Annotated in this window: 12 protein-coding genes and 2 pseudogenes; 7 read left to right on the plus strand and 7 right to left on the minus strand. The window is 69.4% G+C overall.

Annotated features, from left to right (window positions below; all coding sequences use genetic code 11):
* Positions 1–91 precede the first annotated feature (91 nt).
* The 4 genes and pseudogenes from BFN33_RS49375 to BFN33_RS03635 all read right to left on the minus strand — a co-directional run.
* Positions 92–492: pseudogene (locus tag BFN33_RS49375) on the minus strand (MFS transporter); the annotation flags it as partial.
* A gap of 32 nt (positions 493–524) precedes the next feature.
* Positions 525–1,217, minus strand: coding sequence for a response regulator transcription factor (locus BFN33_RS03625; protein WP_069758345.1), 693 nt, complete (start codon positions 1,215–1,217; stop codon positions 525–527).
* On the minus strand, positions 1,214–2,566 hold the full coding sequence (locus tag BFN33_RS03630) for a sensor histidine kinase (RefSeq protein WP_069758346.1): 1,353 nt from the start codon (positions 2,564–2,566) through the stop codon (positions 1,214–1,216). Before BFN33_RS03630 ends, BFN33_RS03625 begins: the two co-directional genes overlap by 4 nt.
* A gap of 7 nt (positions 2,567–2,573) precedes the next feature.
* Positions 2,574–4,817, minus strand: coding sequence for an MMPL family transporter (locus tag BFN33_RS03635; RefSeq protein ID WP_069758347.1), 2,244 nt, complete (start codon positions 4,815–4,817; stop codon positions 2,574–2,576).
* Between the two features lie 359 nt (positions 4,818–5,176).
* Between BFN33_RS03635 and BFN33_RS55395 the strand changes: the two are divergent.
* The 3 genes and pseudogenes from BFN33_RS55395 to BFN33_RS03645 form a co-directional block, all read left to right on the plus strand.
* Positions 5,177–5,347 (plus strand): annotated as a pseudogene (locus tag BFN33_RS55395) (DUF4158 domain-containing protein); the annotation flags it as partial.
* 528 nt (positions 5,348–5,875) lie between these two features.
* Positions 5,876–7,591 (plus strand): LPXTG cell wall anchor domain-containing protein, encoded by a 1,716-nt coding sequence (locus tag BFN33_RS03640; protein ID WP_256122626.1) that lies wholly within the window; start codon positions 5,876–5,878, stop codon positions 7,589–7,591.
* A 49-nt stretch (positions 7,592–7,640) separates the two neighbouring features.
* Positions 7,641–8,006, plus strand: coding sequence for a hypothetical protein (locus tag BFN33_RS03645; RefSeq protein ID WP_069758349.1), 366 nt, complete (start codon positions 7,641–7,643; stop codon positions 8,004–8,006).
* A 1,265-nt stretch (positions 8,007–9,271) separates the two neighbouring features.
* Here BFN33_RS03645 and BFN33_RS03650 read toward each other — a convergent pair.
* From BFN33_RS03650 to BFN33_RS03665, 3 genes are all read right to left on the minus strand, one after another.
* The gene (locus tag BFN33_RS03650; protein WP_176742292.1) at positions 9,272–10,726 is read right to left on the minus strand and encodes a non-reducing end alpha-L-arabinofuranosidase family hydrolase; all 1,455 of its coding nucleotides are present in this window, start codon (positions 10,724–10,726) and stop codon (positions 9,272–9,274) included.
* An 802-nt stretch (positions 10,727–11,528) separates the two neighbouring features.
* Positions 11,529–12,020 (minus strand): helix-turn-helix domain-containing protein, encoded by a 492-nt coding sequence (locus BFN33_RS55400; RefSeq protein WP_370743242.1) that lies wholly within the window; start codon positions 12,018–12,020, stop codon positions 11,529–11,531.
* 629 nt (positions 12,021–12,649) lie between these two features.
* Positions 12,650–13,888: an ROK family transcriptional regulator gene (locus BFN33_RS03665; RefSeq protein ID WP_069758937.1), complete on the minus strand. Its 1,239-nt coding sequence runs from the start codon at positions 13,886–13,888 to the stop codon at positions 12,650–12,652.
* 240 nt (positions 13,889–14,128) lie between these two features.
* Here BFN33_RS03665 and BFN33_RS03670 point away from each other — a divergent pair, with 240 nt between their 5' ends.
* Genes BFN33_RS03670 through BFN33_RS03685 form a run of 4 tightly spaced genes read left to right on the plus strand, consistent with a single transcriptional unit; the run spans position 14,129 to position 20,460 of the window.
* Positions 14,129–15,508 (plus strand): extracellular solute-binding protein, encoded by a 1,380-nt coding sequence (locus BFN33_RS03670; protein ID WP_069758352.1) that lies wholly within the window; start codon positions 14,129–14,131, stop codon positions 15,506–15,508.
* Positions 15,505–16,437, plus strand: coding sequence for a carbohydrate ABC transporter permease (locus BFN33_RS03675; RefSeq protein ID WP_069758353.1), 933 nt, complete (start codon positions 15,505–15,507; stop codon positions 16,435–16,437). Before BFN33_RS03670 ends, BFN33_RS03675 begins: the two co-directional genes overlap by 4 nt.
* Complete coding sequence (locus tag BFN33_RS03680) at positions 16,437–17,330, plus strand: carbohydrate ABC transporter permease (RefSeq protein ID WP_079140578.1); 894 nt, start codon at positions 16,437–16,439, stop codon at positions 17,328–17,330. The genes BFN33_RS03675 and BFN33_RS03680 overlap by 1 nt, the downstream gene beginning before the upstream one ends.
* Positions 17,331–17,382: 52 nt before the next feature.
* Positions 17,383–20,460 (plus strand): glycoside hydrolase family 38 C-terminal domain-containing protein, encoded by a 3,078-nt coding sequence (locus tag BFN33_RS03685; RefSeq protein ID WP_069758354.1) that lies wholly within the window; start codon positions 17,383–17,385, stop codon positions 20,458–20,460.
* Positions 20,461–20,462 lie beyond the last annotated feature (2 nt).

Below are 20,462 nucleotides of genomic sequence, written 5' to 3' on the forward strand. Positions count from 1 at the left end.
ACTCGGCAGCGTCAGGGCTGAGTGGGCAGCATGGTGTTCCGCCGCTCAAGGCCCGCGCCGTGATGGGAAAGAGCGTGGCCCCACCGTTGTCGACCAGTGCCTGATCCATGGCCACGAACTCGGGCCAGTCGATCCCGCTGTCCGACGGTATCGGCGGATCATGCGGCATGAGGCGAGCCACGACGAGCGTCGCCGCGCGGTGATCGCCATCGCCGGTAACACGAACATTCAATGCCCGGACAGACCTTCCGCGACCATGACGCCCTGCAGCACCTGACCGAGCAACAGCACCGGCAGGTTCGGCGCCAGGCCGGCCAGTACACCACCGGCCGAGACCACGGCCATCAGCCGGACCAGCTACCACTTTCCGCCGTAGCGGTCGCCGAGCTTTCCCGCGACGGGGGTGACGAGTAACGCCTTGGCGACCAGGGCCCCTTCGGCAGGGCTGACCCCCAACTCGCGCTGCAGCAGCGGGAGCGCGGGATCCACCACTGACTGACGGGCGCCGAGGGCGAGTGCGAGTACTACGCCAGGCGGTCGGTGCGGCCGTCGGGGGCGGCCTGGGCCAGGCCCGTCCGGTAGGCGATGACGACGAGTTGTGCCCGGTCGCGGGCGTCCAGCTTCGTCATGGCGCGCTGCACGTGGGCGCGGACGGTGAAGGGGCTGAGGAACATCCGCTCGGCGATCTCCTGGTTGGACAGGCCGGTCGCGACCAGAGCCACCATCTCGCGTTCGCGCGGGGTGAGCACGGCGAGCTGTGCGGAGTGGTGTGACGGGGCATCGTCCGGTGTGGCGAGGAAACGGGCGACGAGGGAACGGGTCGCGGCGGGGGACAGAAGGGTGTCGCCGTCAGCGATCGTCCGTACGGCGTCCAGCAGGTCCTCGGCGCCGATGCCCTTGCCGATGAATCCGCCGGCCCCCGCGCGCAGCGCCTGGGCGACGTACTCGTCGGTCTCGTACGTGGTGAGGATCAGGATGCGGCTGGCGCGCAACTCCGGGTCCGCGCAGATCTCCGCCGTGGCGGTGAGACCGTCCACCTCGGGCATCCGGATGTCCATGACCACCACGTCCGGGCGCAGTTCCCGCGTGAGTCGCACCGCCTCCCTGCCGTCGGCGGCCTCACCGACCACGGTGATGTCGTCGGCGGAGTCGAGAAGCAGCCGGAAGGCACCCCGCAGCAGGGCCTGGTCGTCGGCGAGCAGCACGCGGAGCGTCACAGCGCATCCCCGGCCTCTGCGTCGCCCGTCCGTCCGTCGCCCGTCGCCGCGTCGGCCGTCCGGTTCTCGTCGGCCGTCCGGTTCTCGACGGCTGTCGCTCCGTCCGTCCCGTGCGTCGCGTCCTTGGCGGGCGGGAGGGGCAGTTGGGCGGAGACGAGAAAGCCGCCCTCCGGGCTCCTGCCCGCGGAGAGGTGTCCCCCGACCGCGGTGGCGCGTTCCCGCATCCCGATCAGACCGTAACCGGGCGGGCGGTCCCCCGCCGTGGACGCGCTGGGCCCCGCGGCGGCGGTCGATGCCGTTCGAGCGGCGCTCCCTCCGTCGTCGGCGACCGTGATGGTCACGCGGTCGCGGTTCCAGACGAGGCGCACCCGGGCGCTCCGGGTGCCGGCGTGCTTGGTCACGTTGGTCAGGGCCTCCTGGACGATGCGGTAGGCGGTGAGGTCCACGCCCGGCGGCAGCGGCCTGGCCGTGCCCTCCTGGTGCGCCGACACCTCCAGTCCCGCGTGGCGGAAGGATTCGAGGAGCGTGGGAAGCCGGGAGAGGCCGGGCGCCGGTTCGGCGGGCGAGGCCGCGTCCCCGGACTGACGCAGCAGACCGACCGTGGCCCGCAGTTCGTCGAGCGCGTCGCTGGTGGTCTCGACGAGCTCCTTGAGGCTCTTGCGGGTCTGCTCCGGGCGGGTGTCGAAGAGGTGGGCGGCGACCGTGGCCTGCGCGTTGGCCAGGGTGATCTGATGGGCCACGAGGTCGTGCAGTTCGCGGGCGATACGCACCCGTTCCTCGGCCACTCTCCGGCGCGCCTCGCTGTCCCGGCTCTGCTCGGCCCGCAGGGCCCGCTCCTCCATGGCCGCCAGGTAGGCCCGCCGGTTCCGCACCGAGTGCCCGAGTACGCCGGCCACCAGCGGGAACGCCGCCACCGCTCCCACCCTGCTGGCGTCCTTCCAGGACAGGGCCCCGAACAGGGGGGTCGAGGCGACCAGCAGCGCCACGGAGATGAGTCCCACCGCGCTCACCGCGCGCCGTTCGCTGCGCGCGGTGAGCGAGTAGGAGTAGGCGGTGACCACGGCCGGAGCCGCGATGAGCGGGCTCAGCAGGAGGCCCAGGAACGGCGCCAGCACGCCGCTCGCGGTCGTGACCGCCATGGCGGCCAGGGGCGCCCGGTGCCGCATCGGCAGCACGGCACAGGACACCACGGCGATGAGATAGGCGACGGCGGACGGCGGTGACAGCGTGCTGCCGTCGTCCTTCACCACGCCGCCCAGCAGACAGAGCGCGAACGCCGTCGCCGTGATCGCTCCCTCCCGCCACCACGTGCCGCGTGGTGGCGGGGCACCGCCCCCTGTGTTCGTCATGGCCGGCTCAGTCCCGCCCGACGGGAAGCCGCCGCACTGCCACGTCCGACTCGGCCGTGGGGGCCGGGACATGCCCGCTCAGTGCCTCACCCTCGATATCCACATTCGGCAGCACGCGGTTCAGGATACGAGGCAGCCACCACGCCCGGTGGCCGAGCAGTGCCAGGACGGCGGGTGCGATCGCCATCCGGACCACGAAGGCGTCGAAGGCGACGGCGGCGGCCAGTCCGACGCCCATCGTCTGGATGGTCGGGTTGCTCATCCCGACGAATCCCGCGAACACGCTGATCATGATGATCGCCGCCGCGGCCACCACGCGTCCGCTGTGCCGGAACCCGCTGACGATCGCCTCGCCGGGAGCCGCTCCGTGGACGTATGCCTCCCGCATGCGGGTGAGGAGGAAGACCTCGTAGTCCATGGCGAGGCCGAACACGATGCCGATGATGAGAATCGGCATCAACGACATGACCGGGCCGGTCTGTTCGATGCCTAGGAGGTCCGCCGCCCAGCCCCACTGGAATACGGCGACGAGGACGCCGAACGCGGCACCCACCGACAGCAGGAAGCCGAGCGCGGCCTTGACCGGGACCAGGACCGAGCGGAAGACCACCGTCAGCAGGAGCACCGCCAGGCCGATGACCACGGTCAGATAGGGGACGAGGGCGTCGGACATGGCTTCGGAGATGTCGATGTTCATGGCGGTGGTGCCGGTCACCAGGACGGTGGCGCCCGTGTCTGCCTCGACGCCCGGGACCGCGTCCCGGATCGCGTGCACCAGGTCCTTGGTCTCGCCGCTGTTCGGCGCGGTCCGGGGGACGGCGGTGAGGACGGCCGTGTCCTCGGTCCGGCTGAGCACCGGGTCACCGACCGACGCGACGCCGTCCACTCCCCCTACGGTCTTGGCTACCAGGTCCGTAGTCGCCCGGGTGTCCTCGGACGCCTTCATGTCCACGACCACGGTCAACGGGCCGTTGAAGCCGGGGCCGAAGCCTTCCGACAGCAGGTCGTAGGCACGGCGCTGGGTGGTCTGGACCGACTTGGACTCGTCGCCCGGCAGCCCGAGTTCGAGGCTCAGCGCCGGCAGGGCGACGGCGCCGAGACCCAGTCCTGCGATCATCAGCACGGCCACCGGCCGGCGCAGCACGAACCGCGCCCAGCGGGTGCCGAGCCCGGGCCGGCCGGCTGCGGTGGGCACCCGGTGCGGGTGCTCGATTCCCGGCCGGGTGGCCTTGCGGACACGGCGGGACAGCACCCGTCGGCCGAAGAACCCGAACAGCGCGGGGACGAGGGTCAGGGCGACGAGTACGGCAAGGGCCACGGCGCCCGCGCCGCCCAGGCCCATCTTGGTGAGTTCGGGGATTCCGACGACCCCCAGCCCGGCCAGGGCGATGATGACGGTCGCGCCGGCGAAGACGACGGCGGATCCGGCCGTGCCCACCGCCCGGCCTGCGGCCTCCTCCGGGTCGCGGCCCTGGGCGCGCTCGTCCCGGAAGCGGGAGGTGATGAAGAGTGCGTAGTCGATGCCGACGGCCAGGCCCAGCATCAGCGCCAGGATGGCGACGGTTGACGTCAGACCCAGCGGAACGGCCAGTGCGGAGACCAGACCGAAGGCGATGGCGACGCCCGTGAACGCGGTCAGCAGTGACAGTCCGGCCGCGACCAGGGACCCGAGGGCGAGCACGAGCACCACCGCCGCCACTGCCACGCCGACGATCTCCGTCGTACCGCCCGGTTCTTCTTCCGCGTCCAGGGCCGAGCCGCCGATCTCCACGGTCAGCCCCGCGTCCCGGGCCCGGCTCGCGGCGTCCTCGATGGCGCTCTTCGTCGGTTCGGTCAGGTCGACGGCGTCCGCGGTGTAGGTGATCGTGGAGTAGGCGATGGTGCCGTCCTCGCTGACCGCGCCGGTCGTATAGGGGTCGGTGGTCGACGCGACCTGACCGCCCCCGTCCAGCGAGCCGAGCGCGCTCTCGACGGCCGCCTTGTTCTCCACGGCCGTCACCCGCTGCCCGTCCGGGGCCCGGAACACCAGGCGGGCCTCGGCGCCCTGTGCGTTGCTCTGCGGGAAGCGCTCGTCCAGCAGGTCGAACGCCTTCTGCGACTCGGTGCCGGGCATGGAGAGTTCCTCTTCCTCCCCGCCCGGCGCCAGGGCGGCCGCGGCAACGGCCACCAGCAGGGCACCCAGCCACAGCCCACCCACGAGACGGCGCCGACGGAACGCCCACCGTCCGATCCCGTAAAGAAAACCAGCCACCTGTTGATCACTCCAGACGCCGTTAGGCAGGGGGAACGCGCGGTTTCCGCACGCCTCCAACCCTTCCTTCCGGCGCCCCGCCGGGCATCGTCCTGCGCCGCCGTCTTCCCCTGGTGCGCCCGGACCAGCCGCTCACATGTCCTAGTGCCTACGCACCAGGCCGAGTTGAGTGCCTGTGTCTGAACCCCGTATCATCGGGCCAAGAGCCGTGCGCTGCCCAGGGCTTACGGCCTCGGGAAACATCGGTACAGCGGTTGACGCTGAGAACGATCATGGTCAGCCAGCACACCGGCTGGAGGCCCCGCTGGGGTTCGCGGAAAGATCGCCGGGCGGGCACCGGTGCTGGCTACGGTCCGCTCGTGCCGGTGGAGTTTCTGACTGATGAGCAGGCTGAGGCGTACGGGACGTTCGCCGAGGAGCCGACCCGCCCCGAGCTGGAGCGGTTCTTCTTCCTGGACGACGTCGACCGCGATCTGATCGCGCGGCGGCGCTCCACGCACCACCAACTGGGCTTCGCGCTCCAGTTGGGTCATCTTCACGGTGTACGAGACGACGCGCCTCGGCCGCGACGAGGCCGTCGAGACAGCACACGCCGACTTCGCCGCCCTTCAGTAGCGCGACCGCAGCCCCAAGTAGTTACTCAGCGCTACACACCACGTGGCGGTAGCTGTACGAGAACAGGGCCGTCGCGGTGGCGGCGGCCGCCGTCTGTCTTTTCCTGTGCTTCCTGTGCGGCTTCAGCCGCTCGGCCGCCGCGGGGCGGTGTGCGGCTGGAAGCATGTGATGGTTCGCGCCGGCGAGGTGGAATGGGAGACCGGGCAGGTCACGGGGTCACCGGGTCCGGTGAGACGGTGCGACCGCGTCTCGGAGAAAGATGATTGAGATAGCAACCTTTCCACTCTGAGTGGCCACTTAGGGATGTACCGACGAGGGCGAGCCGTGGTCAGCGGTGCTACGCCCTCGGTGTCACCACCCGATCGGAGCCCCACATGTCACCAGACAACCCGAGATCCGCCGAGCAGCCGATGCCTCGGGGGCGCACGCCCCGCCGTAGCCGGATGCGCCGGCGCTTTGTCGCGGGGGCGGTGGCGGTGCTCGCCGCCTCGGCCGGTGTCGGCGCCCTGGCGCCCAGTGCGGGCGCCGCGTCGACCGTCGACATCCGTGTGGATGCCGGTACCTCCTTGGGCACGGTGCCCAGCAGTGGTGCCGGCCTCAACACGGGCGTCGGCGACGAGCACATGGGGGACGCCAAGGTGTCATCGCTGATGAAGGCCGCGGGAGTTCGGCAGCTGCGCTTTCCCGGCGGCTCCGGCGCGGACGGCTACCACTGGAAGACCCACACCATGAGCGACGGCGGCTGGATCGTACCCAACACCGACTTCGACCACTTCATGGCCACCGCGAAGCGGGTCGGTGCCCAGCCGATCCTGACCGCGAACTACGGTTCCGGCACCCCCCAGGAGGCCGCCGGCTGGGTCAAGTACGCCAATGTCGACAAAGGTTACGGCGTGAAGTACTGGGAGATCGGCAACGAGGTCTACGGCAACGGGCACTACAGCGACGGCAAGGGCTGGGAAATCGACAAGCACGCCGACAAGAGCCCGACGGCGTACGGAAAGAACCTGGTCGCCTACGCGAAGGCGATGAAGGCCGTGGACCCGAAGGTGAAGATCGGAGCGGTGCTCACCACCCCCGGCTTCTGGCCGGACGCGGAGAAGGCTCCCGGTGACAGCGCCGACTGGAACAACACGGTGCTCTCCATCGCGGGAAGCTCGATCGACTTCGTCATCGTCCACTGGTATCCGGGCGGCACCACCACGGCCGACCTGCTGAAGACCCCCTCCCGGGTCGCCGGTGTCAGGTCCTCGCTGCGCTCTCTGATCGCCAAGTACGCGGGCTCGCGCGCCGCTTCGGTGGAGATCGCGGTCACTGAGACCGACGCCGAATTCTCGCCCGCCAAGACCAGTCAGGCCGCAGCCCTCTTTGCGCCGGACACCTACATGACCTGGTTCGAGCAGGGTGCCACCCACGTGGACTGGTGGAACCTGCACAACGGCTCGGGCGACGCACCCACCACCGTCGACGGCCAGACCGACTACCAGGACGGGGGCATTCTCTCCGCCGGAACCTGCGCCGGAGGGAAGTGCCAACCGCCGCGCGACACGCCCTTCCCCACCTACTGGGGCGTCCGCTCACTAACCGCACTGGCGCAGCCCGGTGACACCATGGTCAAGTCGTCCTCGGGCAACTCTTCGGTTGCTGTGCACGCGGTGCGGAGCGGCAACGGCCGTCTGAACGTCATGCTGATCAACAAGAGCCCGAAGAACGCGGCGCGGGTGTCGCTCTCGTACGCCGGATTCACCCCGGCCGCAGGGGTGGTCACGACCGTTTCGTATGCCAAGGGAGGCACCGCCCTGACGACGGCGAAGCGGGGTACGGCGGTCGGACAGACGCTGCCGCCGTACTCGATCACGACTCTTCAGCTGAAGCGCGCGTCGGGGACTGCCGGCGATGACAAGCCGACGCCCGCCGCCACGCCGACCGCCGTCACGCCGCTTGTCTCCGCCTCCGGCACGACCGGCACCCGTGCGCAGGGGGGGATCGGCGCACCCGTCGGCCAGGCGACCCCGAGCAGCCCGTCCGGCGATTTGGCTTCCACCGGAGCGAGCAACACTGTTGTCACGTACAGCGCCCTCGGTGGCCTGCTGGTCATCGCTGCCGGCGGCGTGCTGGTGCTTCGCGGACGTCGCCGCAGGGGCTTGCACGGGAAGTGAGGCCGCGTGAGTGACTGACGGCCCGGCAGCAACGCCACCCACCCGTGGCGTGCGCGCCGGGCCATCGGCCCGCAACTCTCACCAGGGCGACGGCCTCGAGGGAGGCATCCCGCGGCTGTTGCTCTTCCAGTCCACGCTCATCGACGACAAGACCCTGCGCTGGACAATGGAGCGTATGCAGGCAGCGGCGTCCGCCGAGGGCACCGTCGGAGTCCGGGAGGGCGAGGAGGTGGTCCGGCGGCAGGCCACCGGCGTTCCTGGGCAGCCCTTCGAAGTCCGGTACGGACTCGATTCCTTCACCTGGCGCGAGGAGGGTCTGTTCGAGCTCACCGGCACCCGATCAACCCTGGTCTGCACTGGTACCTGCCCGGTCGTGACTACGGCACCTACTACGTCTCCCAGTTCGTGGAGGTAACAGGAACCGTGCTCGGACGCCCAGTGCGCGGGAAGCTCGCCTTCGACCACGCCGCTCAGAAAACTGGTGGACTCACGGTCCACGCACGTCGATCAGCGCCGCTCAGCCTGCCAAGGGGCGCCCTGGACGTCGGCAAATCCGAGCATCACGGCACGGCCCTGCGACGCGATGGCCGCACGACCTTCGACGAAGCACTGTCATACGGTGAGCCGCAGCTGCGGGAACTGGTCGCTCAGACCGGCCCGGTCCGGCTCGGCTACGTCGACCGCCGCAACAGCGTGCTCAAGCCGAGCCAGGGCGGGTTCGTCGCGGTCTCCCCGCTGGAGAGCGTGTACGTCGACAGGCCTGGGGATCGGCCTCGCCCAAGGGCAATGTCACGTTGACTGAGCGGAGTGGGATGATCTCGTGATTGTTCGCGTCTGGACGGGATCGCCGTTGCGTCCGCGTCGCCGTCGTACAAGGGACACCGGCACCGGTCGAGATCATCTCGCACGGCGTGTGGCTGTACTTCCGGTTCCGCTCAGCTTCCGCGAGGTTGAGGAGCTCATGCTGGTGCACGGCGCCGTCGTGTCCTACGTCGGCACCCGGACCTGCCACACTCCAGCACGCTGTCAGGCTCACGCACCCAACAACGTGACAGCGCCCGACCGAAGCGGGTACGTGGCCGGTGTGTCCACCATGTACCGCACTGTGCGAGCCTGACACGCTCCGTGAGCGTCGCCGCCACGCCGTCCACCCAGCGCACGCCAAACCGGAACTGCCGGGCACCCGCCCGAACGAGATCCGGTCCCGGGACGTAACGCGGCTGCGCGGACCGGGCAAACGGGTCTTCTACCACCTGTACTCAATCATCGACATCTACAGCCGCTACACCGTCGTCTGGATGGTCGCCGTCCGCGCCGACGTCTACCAGCGCAACCCTGAACGGTTCGTCACAAGCCACCCACCCCGCCGATCGTCCCCACCAACGTGTGGATCAACCAGCCGGACGACCACGCCGCCCAGTGATCATCTCGGACGCCGACGACCCCGGCTCACTCGACAAACCCTGAAACCGACCGACTCGCCAGGCTTGACACGTTCCGCGTCTCGTGGTCGACCGGGACAAGGCCGCCACCAACCGGGTTCTCCAGGTGCACGGGCGGGCTCGGCCTTGCACCGAGCCCGTCGCTCCGACTCCCCCGTTCCTGATCGCTCGCTGCGACACTCTCACCCGGTTCGGCGTACGTCGTTGCCCGCGAACGTCAGGAACAGCAGGACCTGCGTCACGCCACCGGCTGGCGCTGCAGTGTCAGCACGCCCGGCCGGTACGGCAGGAGGCCGTAGTCCCCGCCGTCGGTGCTGGGGTCGCGCCCCTGGTAGAGGAACTGCAGATTGCATGGGTCGATGGTCTTGGTCTGGTCGGGGTTGGTGCGCACCAGATCGCCGTGGCTGATGTCCCTGGTCCAGGCCGTCGCGCCGCTGTTGGCACTGCCGGCGAAGGGGCTGGTCACGGTGTCGGCCCCGGTTTGCGGTGTCCACGTGCCGTCGAGGCTGGTGGCCGTGAACGCGCGGAAGTAGCGACCGTATCCTGTGTAGTTCTGGGCCTCGACGATCATGAGGTACTGGTTCTGACCCTGGACCTTGTAGACCTCCGGCGCCTCGAACAGATTGAGCGGCGTGTCGCTCATGATCTTCGTGAACGAACCGAAGGTGCCCGGGAAGTTGCCGATGGGCATGCCGGCGCGGTAGATGCCGCCCTCGTCGTCGGCGAAGAACATGTACATGTTCGTGTCGTCGCCGATGAGAGTCACGTCGAGAGGGCCCCCCTTCGGGAGGGTGCCCGTGAACAGCTCCTGCTGCGCGGACCAGCCGTTGGGGTCGGTGGGGTCGCTCGAGGTGCGGTAGGAGAAGCTGTATGGCCAACCCCCGTTGTAGGCAAGCACCCAGAGGTTCTTCGGGGCGAAGTAGAACAGCGTCGGCGCGATGCCGTCGAAGGGGATCGTGTTCTGGGTGGCGGTGGCCATGTCGGACCAGTTCGTGAAGGGGCTGAAGGTCGTCAATCCCCAGCGCCCGTCGTCACCGGCAAGGGTGTTGTGCGTCGTGGCATAAACGACGTGCTTGCCGTTGTGGACAACGCTGGTGAAGTCCTTGAGCGAGGCCCACCCCGCCTTCGGCTCCGCCAACGGGCCGGTCGATGTCCATCGGTACGTCGACGGAAGAGCACACACGTTGTTCGCCCCTGACAGGCCGGTCCACTTCTGGTTGGCGCCGCCGGTACACGACCAGAGCCGCACCTCCGTGCCGTTGGCCTTGCCCCAGCCCGCGACCTCCAGGCACAGCCCGGACCGCACGCCGACGATCGTGCCGTCGGGGTTCACCCGCCACTGCTGGTTGTCATTGCCGTTGCACGTCCAGATCTGCACCGGGGTCCCGGACGTGGTACCGCCGCCCCGGACATCCAGGCACTTGTTGCCGTACACGGTCAGCTGGTCGCTGTCCGTCAACGTCCACTGCTGGTTGACTCCCCCGTGACAGTCCCAGATGTGCACGTCCGCGCCGTCGGTCTGGCTGAAGCCCGCCACATCGAGACAGCGGCCGGAATCAACACCGCGTACGTCGCTGGTGGTGGCCGCCTGAGCCGGGCCGGCGACGAGCAGCGCCGCCAACGCGGCCAGGGCCGCGACCACAGCGGCGAGCACCGCAGATGGATGCCTGGGGCTGAAGCTGCGTCTGCGCATAAGGACCTCTTTATCCTTGAGCAAGCGGCTCCGGTACACCCCGTCAGGGGCTGTCCGGACGGCGGTGCAGTGCGGCCCTAAAGTGTTCGACATAGCGAACATGGGTCGGAGTGTCGAGCAACTGGATAATAGGGTTCCGGTGATCAGCGTCAATACCTCGCACACAATTCGCGAGCAGAAACGCTCGCAGGCTGAAACCAGGCGGCCTCAAGTCCCCTGCCCGCACGAGCCTTTGACTGTGGGTCAGGTAGCGGTGCGAGCGCGGGCTTGGACAGGCACCGTTGCAGTACCGGTTGCCGCCGCTCCCGAAAAGGTTGCCGCCCGGTCCAGTTGAGGGTGTGAGGGGCCACGGGTAGCGGGTGCAGGCGGGTGTGTTCGACCGTCTGGCGCGGAGGCCGGCGCCCTGCCTGTCTCGCGGTGGACGCGGGTGTTGACCTGCCGGCAGAAGATCGCGCGGGCCCCGCGGAGTTCGGCGAAGCCGCTGTGCTTCTCCCGCAGGTTTGCCGAGGTCGAGGATCAGGTCCGTCTTCGCGATACGTACGGTGGCCTCGCCGCCCCCTTTGAACTCGGGATCGAACGGGACGCAGATGTGTACTTGCAGGCCGTAGTGGCGTCCTGCGGCCACGACTTGAGGATGACGGACCGCGATCCCGGTGACCCGGTCGATGGTCATCGTCTTCTCGTTGTCGGTGAGTAGACAGGTCGGTGCCCCGCCGATCGCCCGCAAAGCGGAGTCGATGCACGAGATCACCGTGGGCAGGGTCCGGTCCCGGGCTGGGGTACGACGTGCCGCAGGCACGGGCTACGAGTTGGTCATGCGCCGAACGGCCTCGGTGAGGATCTCGGGTGAGGTCGCCAGGTTGAGGCGAACGAAGCCGACGCCGCCGGTGCCGATTCGGATCACACGGCCGTGCACCTTCCGCAGGTAGGCGACGAGTTTGCGGATCGACCAGCGAGTGAAGGGCTGTCCGAGCTTGGTCGGGCGGGTGGTGGCCGTCTGAAAGACGAAGTCCTCGTCGTCAGGACTGAGAAGGCGGGGACGGCCTCTCGCCCACCGAGGGTCCAGGCAGGCCAGGCCGATCTCGTTGAACCGGTGGATCACGTCGCGGACAGTGTCCTCATCGGCCTGCACCAGCTTCGCGATCACCGGGACCCGGTTTCCGCCGGCCGCGACCAGCAGCATCATCGCGCGCCGGTACCGCACCGAGCTGGTGCTGCCCCTGCGCACATTCCGCTGCAGTCTCTGGCCCTCCTCGTCGGTCAACCTGCGCACACGGACAGGCTCAGCCGCCACACCCCCAACGGTCGGATCGGATGTCTCCGGACATCCAACCGCTGGAACTGCCGACCCGGCTAACCTTCCCGATCAGAGCACTGGCTACTTGCCCCTCCTCTCACCAGCTACCGCGAACACAACCCGCCAACCCGCGTGAGCAGACGGTGCGCGACCAGCGAAGCCGCCCAGTCTCAATCACCGACTACGGCGAACGGTCACAGTTCGCCGAACGCTTCCTTCCGGGCCCGCCAGGCTCTTGTGACGCACCGCCGCAAGCAGCAGACGGCATTCAAACGCCGGCCTACCCCTGCCACTCAAGTGGTCCCGTATTCGGGGCACTTGGCTCGGCCGACGCCTCTCAACTCCGCGGCCGCACGCTTACGCAGCCGGCGGACCCGACGCCACCGCCTGGAACGACATGCCGCCGAGCAGTACACGGCCACGGGCCGTGCTTCCGGCCTCAGCCGTTCACCGCAGCCCGCGCACACCCGCTCTCCGGCTTGTCCGGCGCTCTCGGACACCCCGCCGGCCTAGGCCCCAAAACTACTCAAACCCGAGATCAGCAACAGGCACTGAGCCGCCGGCGCACGCTGCAGCTCAAGGGACTCCAACGCGCATCCCCCAACACGACGCGCACCGCCCCCACTTCAGCCCGGCACATCCGTCAGCATCCGCCACCCGGGCGCATAGTTCCCGTGCAGCACCAGCGACGCGGCCCCCACCGCGCCCACCGTCTCGCCGATCACACTCTGCTCGACGGCGACCGCGCGGATCGTACGGGCGACGGACGTGCGGTTGACGGCGGCCTCGACCTCTTCGCGGATGATCGGCTCGATGCCGCGCAGCGCCTCGCCGCCGAGGACGACCCGGCTGACGTCGAGGAGGCTGGCAGCGCCGCGCGCGGCCTCGCCGATACGGCGCGCCGCACGTCGTACGACATCGCAGGCGTCGGGGTCGTCCGCGCGGGCCGCTCGGCGCAGGGCCTTCCAGTCGTGGTGCACGGAGTCGGGCGTACCGGTGAGGCCGATGCGGTCGGCGGCGGTTCGGCCGTGCAGGCGTAGCAGGTCGTCGATGATGGCGGCCGGGCTGACATAGGGGCCGAGGCAGTCCATCGCACCGCAGTGGCAGATACGGTCGCCCGGCTCCACGGCCATGTGGCCGAACTCGCCGGCGTTGCCCGAATCGCCGTGCAGGACCGTGTTGTTGAGGACGATGCCGGCGCCGACGCCCGTGCCGAGGTAGATGAACAGGAAGCTGCCCGCCCGGTCCGCGCCGCCGATCCAGCGCTCGCCGATGGCCGCGGCGGTGGCGTCGTTGTCGAGGGCGACGGGCAGGCCGGTGGCGTCGGCGAACATGTCCGCGAGGGGGACGCGGCCCCAGCCGGGGAAGTTCGGCGGGGACACCACGGCGCCGGTGCTGCCGTCCAGGGGCCCGGGCGCGGCGATGCCGAGGCCGAGCAGGCGGGTGCGGTCCACGGCGCTGCGGTCGAGGAGCCGCCCGGTGGTGCGCGCGATGCGGTCCACCACGTCGGCCGGGTCGCCGGGGTCGGTGAGCCTCAGCCGTCGGCTGCCGATCACCTCGCCGGCCAGGTCGACCACCACGATGACCGCGGCGTCGGGGTCGAGGTGGACGCCGACCGCGCACGCCCCGTCGGCCCGGATGGTCAGCAGGGTGCGGCGCTTGCCGCCGCTGGAGGGGGCCTGGCCGGATTCGGCCACGAGGCCCGCGTCGAGGAGTTTGCGGACGACGTTGGAGACGGTCTGGTTGGTCAGGCCGGTGAGGGCGGCCAGCTCGACCCGGCTCACCTGGCCCGTGGTGCGGATGGCGTCCAGGACGACGGCCTGGTTGTAGCCGCCGACCCGTGGCAGGTTCGTCCCGCTGAGCATCGTCACCTGTTGGTCACCTGATCCCCTCACATCCGCCGCCCCCGGCACTCGCATGGCGAAAGTTTACATACTCGAAGCATTGACTTCATCCATCAAATGGATTTAGCTGACGCCCATCAAATTCCGGCCATCGAGGCCGATCAGCGCAGGGTGGCGCAGAGTACGGCGCGCCGTCCGGGCTGGCCTCCAGGCCGAAAACTCGCGGCTTTCCCTCAGGTTTCGCGTCCCGGAGGAACCACTGTGCGCTCGAGAATCGTCACCGTCGCGGCCTTCACCGCCGCCACCGCCCTGGCCGCCACCGGCTGCGGTTCGGGCTCGTCAGGCAGCTCGTCCAAGTCCATCAAGGTCGTCTACTGGCAGAACCTGGACAGCACCAACAAGCTCCAGGCCAACTTCCTCGCCTCGATGGTGAAGGAGTTCACCAAGGCCAACCCGGGCACCAAGGTGACCCTCGTGCCGGTGACCGCCTCCGAGAACGACTACTACACCAAGCTCCAGCTCATGATGCGCTCCCCCGCGACCGCGCCCGACCTGGTCTACGAGGACACCGCGCTCATCAACTCCGACATCGCGGGCGGCTACCTCAAGCCGCTGGACCCCTACACCGCCAAGTGGGCCGACTGGGCGCAGTACGCCAAGGCGGCCAAGGGCGCGGTGACCGGAGCCTCCGACGGCAAGACCTACGCCGTACCGGACGACACCGACACGCGCGGGATCTGGTACAACAAGCAGCTCCTCCAGAAGGCCGGGATCTCCGTGCCCTGGCAGCCGAAGACCTGGGCCGACGTAATCGCCGCCGCCAGGAAGATCAAGGCGAAGCTGCCCGGCGTCACCCCGCTCAACCTCTACACCGGCCAGGCGGGCGGCGAGGCCTCCTCCATGCAGGGCTTCGAGATGCTCCTGTACGGCACCCCGGCCGGCGACAAGTCGCTCTACGACGCCTCGCAGAAGAAGTGGGTCGTGGGCAGCCAGGGCTTCAAGGACGCGCTGGACTTCGTGCACACCCTCTACAGCCAGGGGCTCGGCCCGGCCAAGGAGCAGGCGCTCGGCGCCAACTTCGGGACCGCCGTGGGCACCGAACTCATCCCTGAGGGCAAGCTCGCCATCGACATCGACGGCTCCTGGATGCCCAACAACTGGAGTTCGGCGGCGGCCAAGCCATGGAACGAGTGGCAGTCGGTGATGGGCACCGCCGCGATGCCGACCCAGAACGGTCAGGCGCCCGGCAGCACGAGCATGTCCGGCGGCTGGGCCTGGTCGATCCCGGCGAAGGCCAAGAACCCCGACCTGGCCTGGAAGTTCCTGTCGACCACCCTCCAGACGAAGACCAACGCCGCCAAGTGGAACGCGACCAACGCCAACATCGCGGTGCGCACGGACGTCGCGTCGGACCCGACGTACCTGAACTCGGTGCCGACCAACAAGTTCTTCACGGAGCTGGTCGCCGACACCCACTACCGGCCCGGGCTGCCGGAGTACAACCAGGTCTCGACCGCGATCCAGAAGGCGATGGAGTCCGTGACGACCGGTCAGGCCTCCGTCGACAAGGCCGCCTCGACCTTCGATAACGATGTCAAGGCGGCGGTGGGCGACGACAAGACCGCGGAGGGCACTTCGTGACCACCCTCGCTCCGGCGCCTCCCGGGACCGGCGGTCACCCCCGCCGGTCCCGCGGGGCGCCCGCCCCCGCCGTCCGTTCGCTGCTGCGCGGTCTGCCGACCGTCCCGGCCGTGGTCCTGCTGGCGGTGTTCCTGGCCGGTCCGATCGCGTACTGCGTGTACTACGCGTTCACCGACATGCAGCTCACCGGCGCCTCGGGCACCCACTTCGTCGGCGTCGACAACTTCACCAGGGCGTTCAAGGACACCGACTTCCTCAACGCGATGTGGCTGACCCTGCTGTTCGTGGTCGGCTCCGCGGTGATCGGCCAGAACACACTCGGGCTCGCGCTCGCGGTCCTGATGCAGAAGGCCACCCAGCCGGTACGGGCCCTCGTCAACGGCGTGGTCATCGCCGCCTGGGTGCTTCCCGAGGTGGTCGCCGGCTATCTGATGTACGCCTTCTTCTACGACCAGGGCTCACTCAACTCGCTGCTGGACGCGGTGCATCTGCCGAACCAGAACTGGCTCTACACGATGCCGATCCTCGCGGTGTGCCTGGCCAACGTGTGGCGCGGCACCGCCTTCTCGCTGATGGTCTTCACCGCCGCCATCAACGACGTACCGCAGGAGCTGGTGGAGGCCGCCGAGATGGACGGCGCGGGCCCCTGGCAGCGGCTGTGGCGGGTCGTGCTGCCGGTCATCAGGCCCTCGATCCTGACCAACCTGATGCTGATCACGCTCCAGACGCTCTCCGTCTTCGGGCTGATCTACACCATGACCCGCGGCGGCCCCGGCAACAAGAGCGAGACACTGCCGATCTTCATGTACCAACAGGCCTTCCAGAACAGCCTGATCGGCTACGGCACCGCCATCGCCCTCGTCCTGCTGGTCGTCGGCGCCCTCTTCTCCGTCGTGTACATCCGGCTGCTGAAACTGGAGGACGACTGATGGCCGCCGTCGCCACTCCCCCCGCCCCGCCCGTCTCGAAGACGGTCCCGGCACCCGCCCCCGGGCGTCCGCGCCGTGTGCGTCCCGGTCGCCTCGTGATCAACCTCGTCCTGATCGCCGTGTCGGTCCTGTACGTCCTGCCGCTGCTGTGGATGGTGCTCGCCTCGGTGAGCGACACCAACTCCTTCCGCCTCAAGTGGCCTTCGGCGCTGACGCTCGACAACTTCGACGCGGTCCTCAACGTCGACACCACCTACCGGCCGATGCTCAACAGCCTGCTGCTGTGCGGCTTCGGCACGGCGGTGACCGTGGTGGCGTCGGTCCTGTGCGCCTACCCGCTCTCGCGCTACCGGTCCCGGGTGCGCCGACCGTTCCTCTACACGATCCTGTTCTCCACCGGGCTGCCCATCACCGCCGTGATGATCCCCGTGTACAGCATGTTCGTGCAGGTGAACCTGATCGACTCGATGCCGGGCACGACCCTGTTCCTGGCCGCGTCCGCGCTGCCGTTCGGGATCTGGCTGATGAAGAACTTCATGGACGGCGTGCCGATCGTCCTGGAGGAGGCGGCCCGGATCGACGGCGCGAACACCATGCAGGTGCTGTGGCGGGTGGTGCTGCCACTGATGCGGCCGGGTGTCGTCGTGGTCACCATCTTCACGTTCATCGGCATGTGGGGGAACTTCTTCGTCCCCTTCATCCTGCTGCTGTCCCCGGAGAAACTTCCCGCGTCCGTCAGCGTGTTCACCTTCCTCTCCGCCCACGACCAGACGCAGTACGGGCAGTTGTCGGCGTTCTCGCTCCTCTACTCGCTGCCCGTGGTGATGCTCTACCTGCTGCTGGCCCGCAAACTCGGCGGCGGCTTCGCGCTCGGCGGCGCGCTCAAGGGCTGACCCGGACTCGCTCCCCCCACCTCGTAGTACCTCGCACGGAGACGGACACCTCATGCACAACGACCGTGAAGTCACCGAACAGCGGCTGGCCCGCGTGCTCAACGAGCGGATACGGCCCGCCGTCCACGCCCGGTCCGTCCCTCTCCGCGTGGAGATCTGGAACGTCCCCGGCGAGCCGGTCCCGGTCCCCGAGGGCCTGGCCGCTCCCTACCGGCCGGCCCGGGTCGGCGAGTGGTGGGGTCCCGCCTGGTCCACGAGCTGGTTCAAGCTCAGCGGGACGATCCCGGCGGACTGGGCCGGCGAGACGGTCGAGGCCGTGCTGGACCTGGGGTTCGCCACCCACTCCGCGGGCTTCTCCGCCGAGGGGCTGGTCTACCGGCCGGACGGCACCGCGGTGAAGGCGCTCAACCCGCGCAACACCTGGCTGCCGGTGACCGAACGGGCCGCAGGAGGTGAGGAGTTCACCGTTCACGTCGAGGCCGCCGCCAACCCGGTCGTGATGCACACCGCTCCCGGCGAGCTCACGTTCGGGCCCACTTCGGTGGGCGGCCGGGCGCCGTGGCTGGGCGACCCGGCCGCGGACCCCGGCGCACCCCTCTACCGGCTACGGCGTCTGGACCTGGCCGTGTTCGACCGGGAGGTCCACGAGCTCGTCCAGGATCTGGAGGTGCTGCACCAGCTGATGCCCGAGCTGTCCCCCGACTCCCCGCGTCGGTGGCAGATCCTGCGGGCGGTCGAACTCGCCCTGGACGCAGTCGACCTGCAGGACATCAGCGGCAGTGCGGCCGCCGCGCGGGCCGTCCTCGCGCCGGTGCTCGCCTCGCCCGCGCACGCGAGCGCGCACCGGATCTCGGCGGTGGGGCACGCGCACATCGACACCGCCTGGCTGTGGCCGCTGCGCGAGACCGTGCGCAAGGTGGCCCGGACGGTCTCCAACGTCACCCACCTCATGGACGACCATCCGGAGTTCAAGTTCGTGATGTCCCAGGCGCAGCAACTCGCCTGGCTGAAGGAGCACCGCCCCGAGGTGTACGCACGGGCGCAGGAGAAGGCGAAGACCGGGCAGTTCCTGCCGGCCGGCAGCCTGTGGGTGGAGCCCGACACCAACATCAGCGGCGGTGAGGCCCTGGTGCGCCAGTTCGTCCACGGAAAGCGGTTCTTCCTGGAGGAGTTCGGCGTCGAGACCGAGGAGATGTGGCTGCCGGACACCTTCGGCTACAACGCGGCCCTGCCGCAGCTGATGAAGCTGGCCGGGGTGAAGTGGTTCCTGACCCAGAAGATCTCCTGGAACACCACCAACAAGTTCCCGCACCACACGTTCTGGTGGGAGGGCATCGACGGCACCCGGATCTTCAGCCATTTCCCGCCCGTCGACAGCTACAACGGCGAGCTGTCCGGCGCCGAAGTCGCCCACAGCGTGCGGAACTTCCAGGACAAGGCCGGCGCCAACCACTCCCTCATCCCCTTCGGCTACGGCGACGGCGGTGGCGGCCCCACGCGCGAGATGCTGGCGCGCGCCGACCGGCTCAGGGACCTGGAGGGCTCGGCACGCGTCGAGATGGAGGGACCGGCCGACTTCTTCCGGCGCGCGCACGACGAGTACGAGGCCAACGGCGGCGCACCGGTGTGGTCCGGGGAGCTCTACCTGGAGTTCCATCGCGGCACGCTGACCAGTCAGCTCGCCACCAAGCAGGGCAACCGGCGCAGCGAACACCTGCTGCGCGAGGCGGAGTTGTGGGCGGCGACCGCGGCCGTACGGCACGGGCAGCCGTATCCGTACGACGCCCTGGACCGGCTGTGGAAGACGGTGCTGCTGCACCAGTTCCACGACATCCTGCCCGGGACGTCGATCGCCTGGGTGCACCGGGAGGCGGAGGAGACGTACGCGGCCGTGGCCGGGGAACTGGAGGAGCTGATCGGCGCCGCTCAGGGGGCGTTGGCCGGGGAGCCTGGAGGCTCGGTGGCTGGAGGCGTGGTGGTCTTCAACTCCGCGCCGCACGCTCGGGGCGGCGTCGCCGCGTTCGGCGCGGGCCCGCGCCCGGAGGCCGTCGCCGTGCCGGTGGCGCCGGTCCCGGACGGGGACGGGTTCGTCCTCGACAACGGTCTGGTGCGGGTCGTGGTGGACGCCCGCGGTCTGATCACCTCCGCCCACGACCACACCGCCGGACGGGAGGCGCTGGCTCCCGGGGCGGTCGGCAATCTGCTCCAGTTGCACCAGGACTTCCCCAACCAGTGGGACGCCTGGGACGTCGACGTCTTCTACCGCAACACCGTGCGCGACCTCACCGATGCCGAGTCGGTGACGGCGACCGCCGACGGTGTCCGGGTGGTCCGGGTCTTCGGCGCGTCGAGGATCGAGCAGACCCTGACGTTGCCGACCGGGTCCCGCGCGCTGAGGATCGACACGGTTGTCGACTGGCACGAGCGGGAGAAGTTCCTCAAGGCGGCCTTCCCGCTGGACGTGCGGGCCGCCCACTCGACCGCCGAGATCCCCTTCGGACACGTCGAGCGGCCCACGCACACCAACACCACCTGGGACGCGGCCAAGTTCGAGACGTGCGCCCACCGTTTCGTGCACGTCGGCGAGCCCGACTGGGGAGTCGCCCTGGTCAACGACTCCTCCTACGGCCACGACGTCACCCGTGACGTCCGCTCCGACGGCGGTACGACCACGACGGTCCGCCTCTCCCTGCTGCGCGCCGCCCGCTTCCCCGACCCGGACCAGGACCAGGGCACCCACCGGCTCGGCTACGCGCTGGTGATCGGCGCCGATGTCACCGACGCCAGGCGCGAGGGGTACCGCTTCAATCTGCCCGAGCGTGCGGTGCCGGGCGGGGCGACGGTCGCCCCGCTGGTGTCGGTGGACCACGAGGGCGTGATCGTGGAGGCCGTCAAGCTCGCCGACGACCGCAGCGGAGACGTCGTCGTACGGCTCTACGAGTCCCGCGGCACCCGGGCTGCGGCGACACTCACCACCGGGTTCCCTCTGGCCTCCTCCCTCGTGACCGACCTGCTGGAACGCCCACTGGAGGACCCTTCGAGCCATCAACAACTGGAGGACGCTGTCCGGTTGACGCTGCGGCCGTTCCAGATCCTTACGCTGCGGTTGCGGCGTCGGTCGGACGGCTGAGG

It is taken from the genome of Streptomyces sp. LUP47B (assembly GCF_001746295.1).
GTDB lineage: Bacteria > Actinomycetota > Actinomycetes > Streptomycetales > Streptomycetaceae > Streptomyces.

What these genes read in the sequence shown, in the direction of transcription:
- BFN33_RS03665 (WP_069758937.1), bottom strand. Translation starts at nt 13,888, where the DNA reads ATGCTCAGCGGGACGAACCTGCCACGGGTCGGCGGCTACAACCAGGCC.
- BFN33_RS03650 (WP_176742292.1), bottom strand. Translation starts at nt 10,726, where the DNA reads ATGCGCAGACGCAGCTTCAGCCCCAGGCATCCATCTGCGGTGCTCGCC.
- BFN33_RS03640 (WP_256122626.1), top strand. Translation starts at nt 5,876, where the DNA reads ATGCGCCGGCGCTTTGTCGCGGGGGCGGTGGCGGTGCTCGCCGCCTCG.
- BFN33_RS03680 (WP_079140578.1), top strand. Translation starts at nt 16,437, where the DNA reads ATGGCCGCCGTCGCCACTCCCCCCGCCCCGCCCGTCTCGAAGACGGTC.
- BFN33_RS03630 (WP_069758346.1), bottom strand. Translation starts at nt 2,566, where the DNA reads ATGACGAACACAGGGGGCGGTGCCCCGCCACCACGCGGCACGTGGTGG.
- BFN33_RS03685 (WP_069758354.1), top strand. Translation starts at nt 17,383, where the DNA reads ATGCACAACGACCGTGAAGTCACCGAACAGCGGCTGGCCCGCGTGCTC.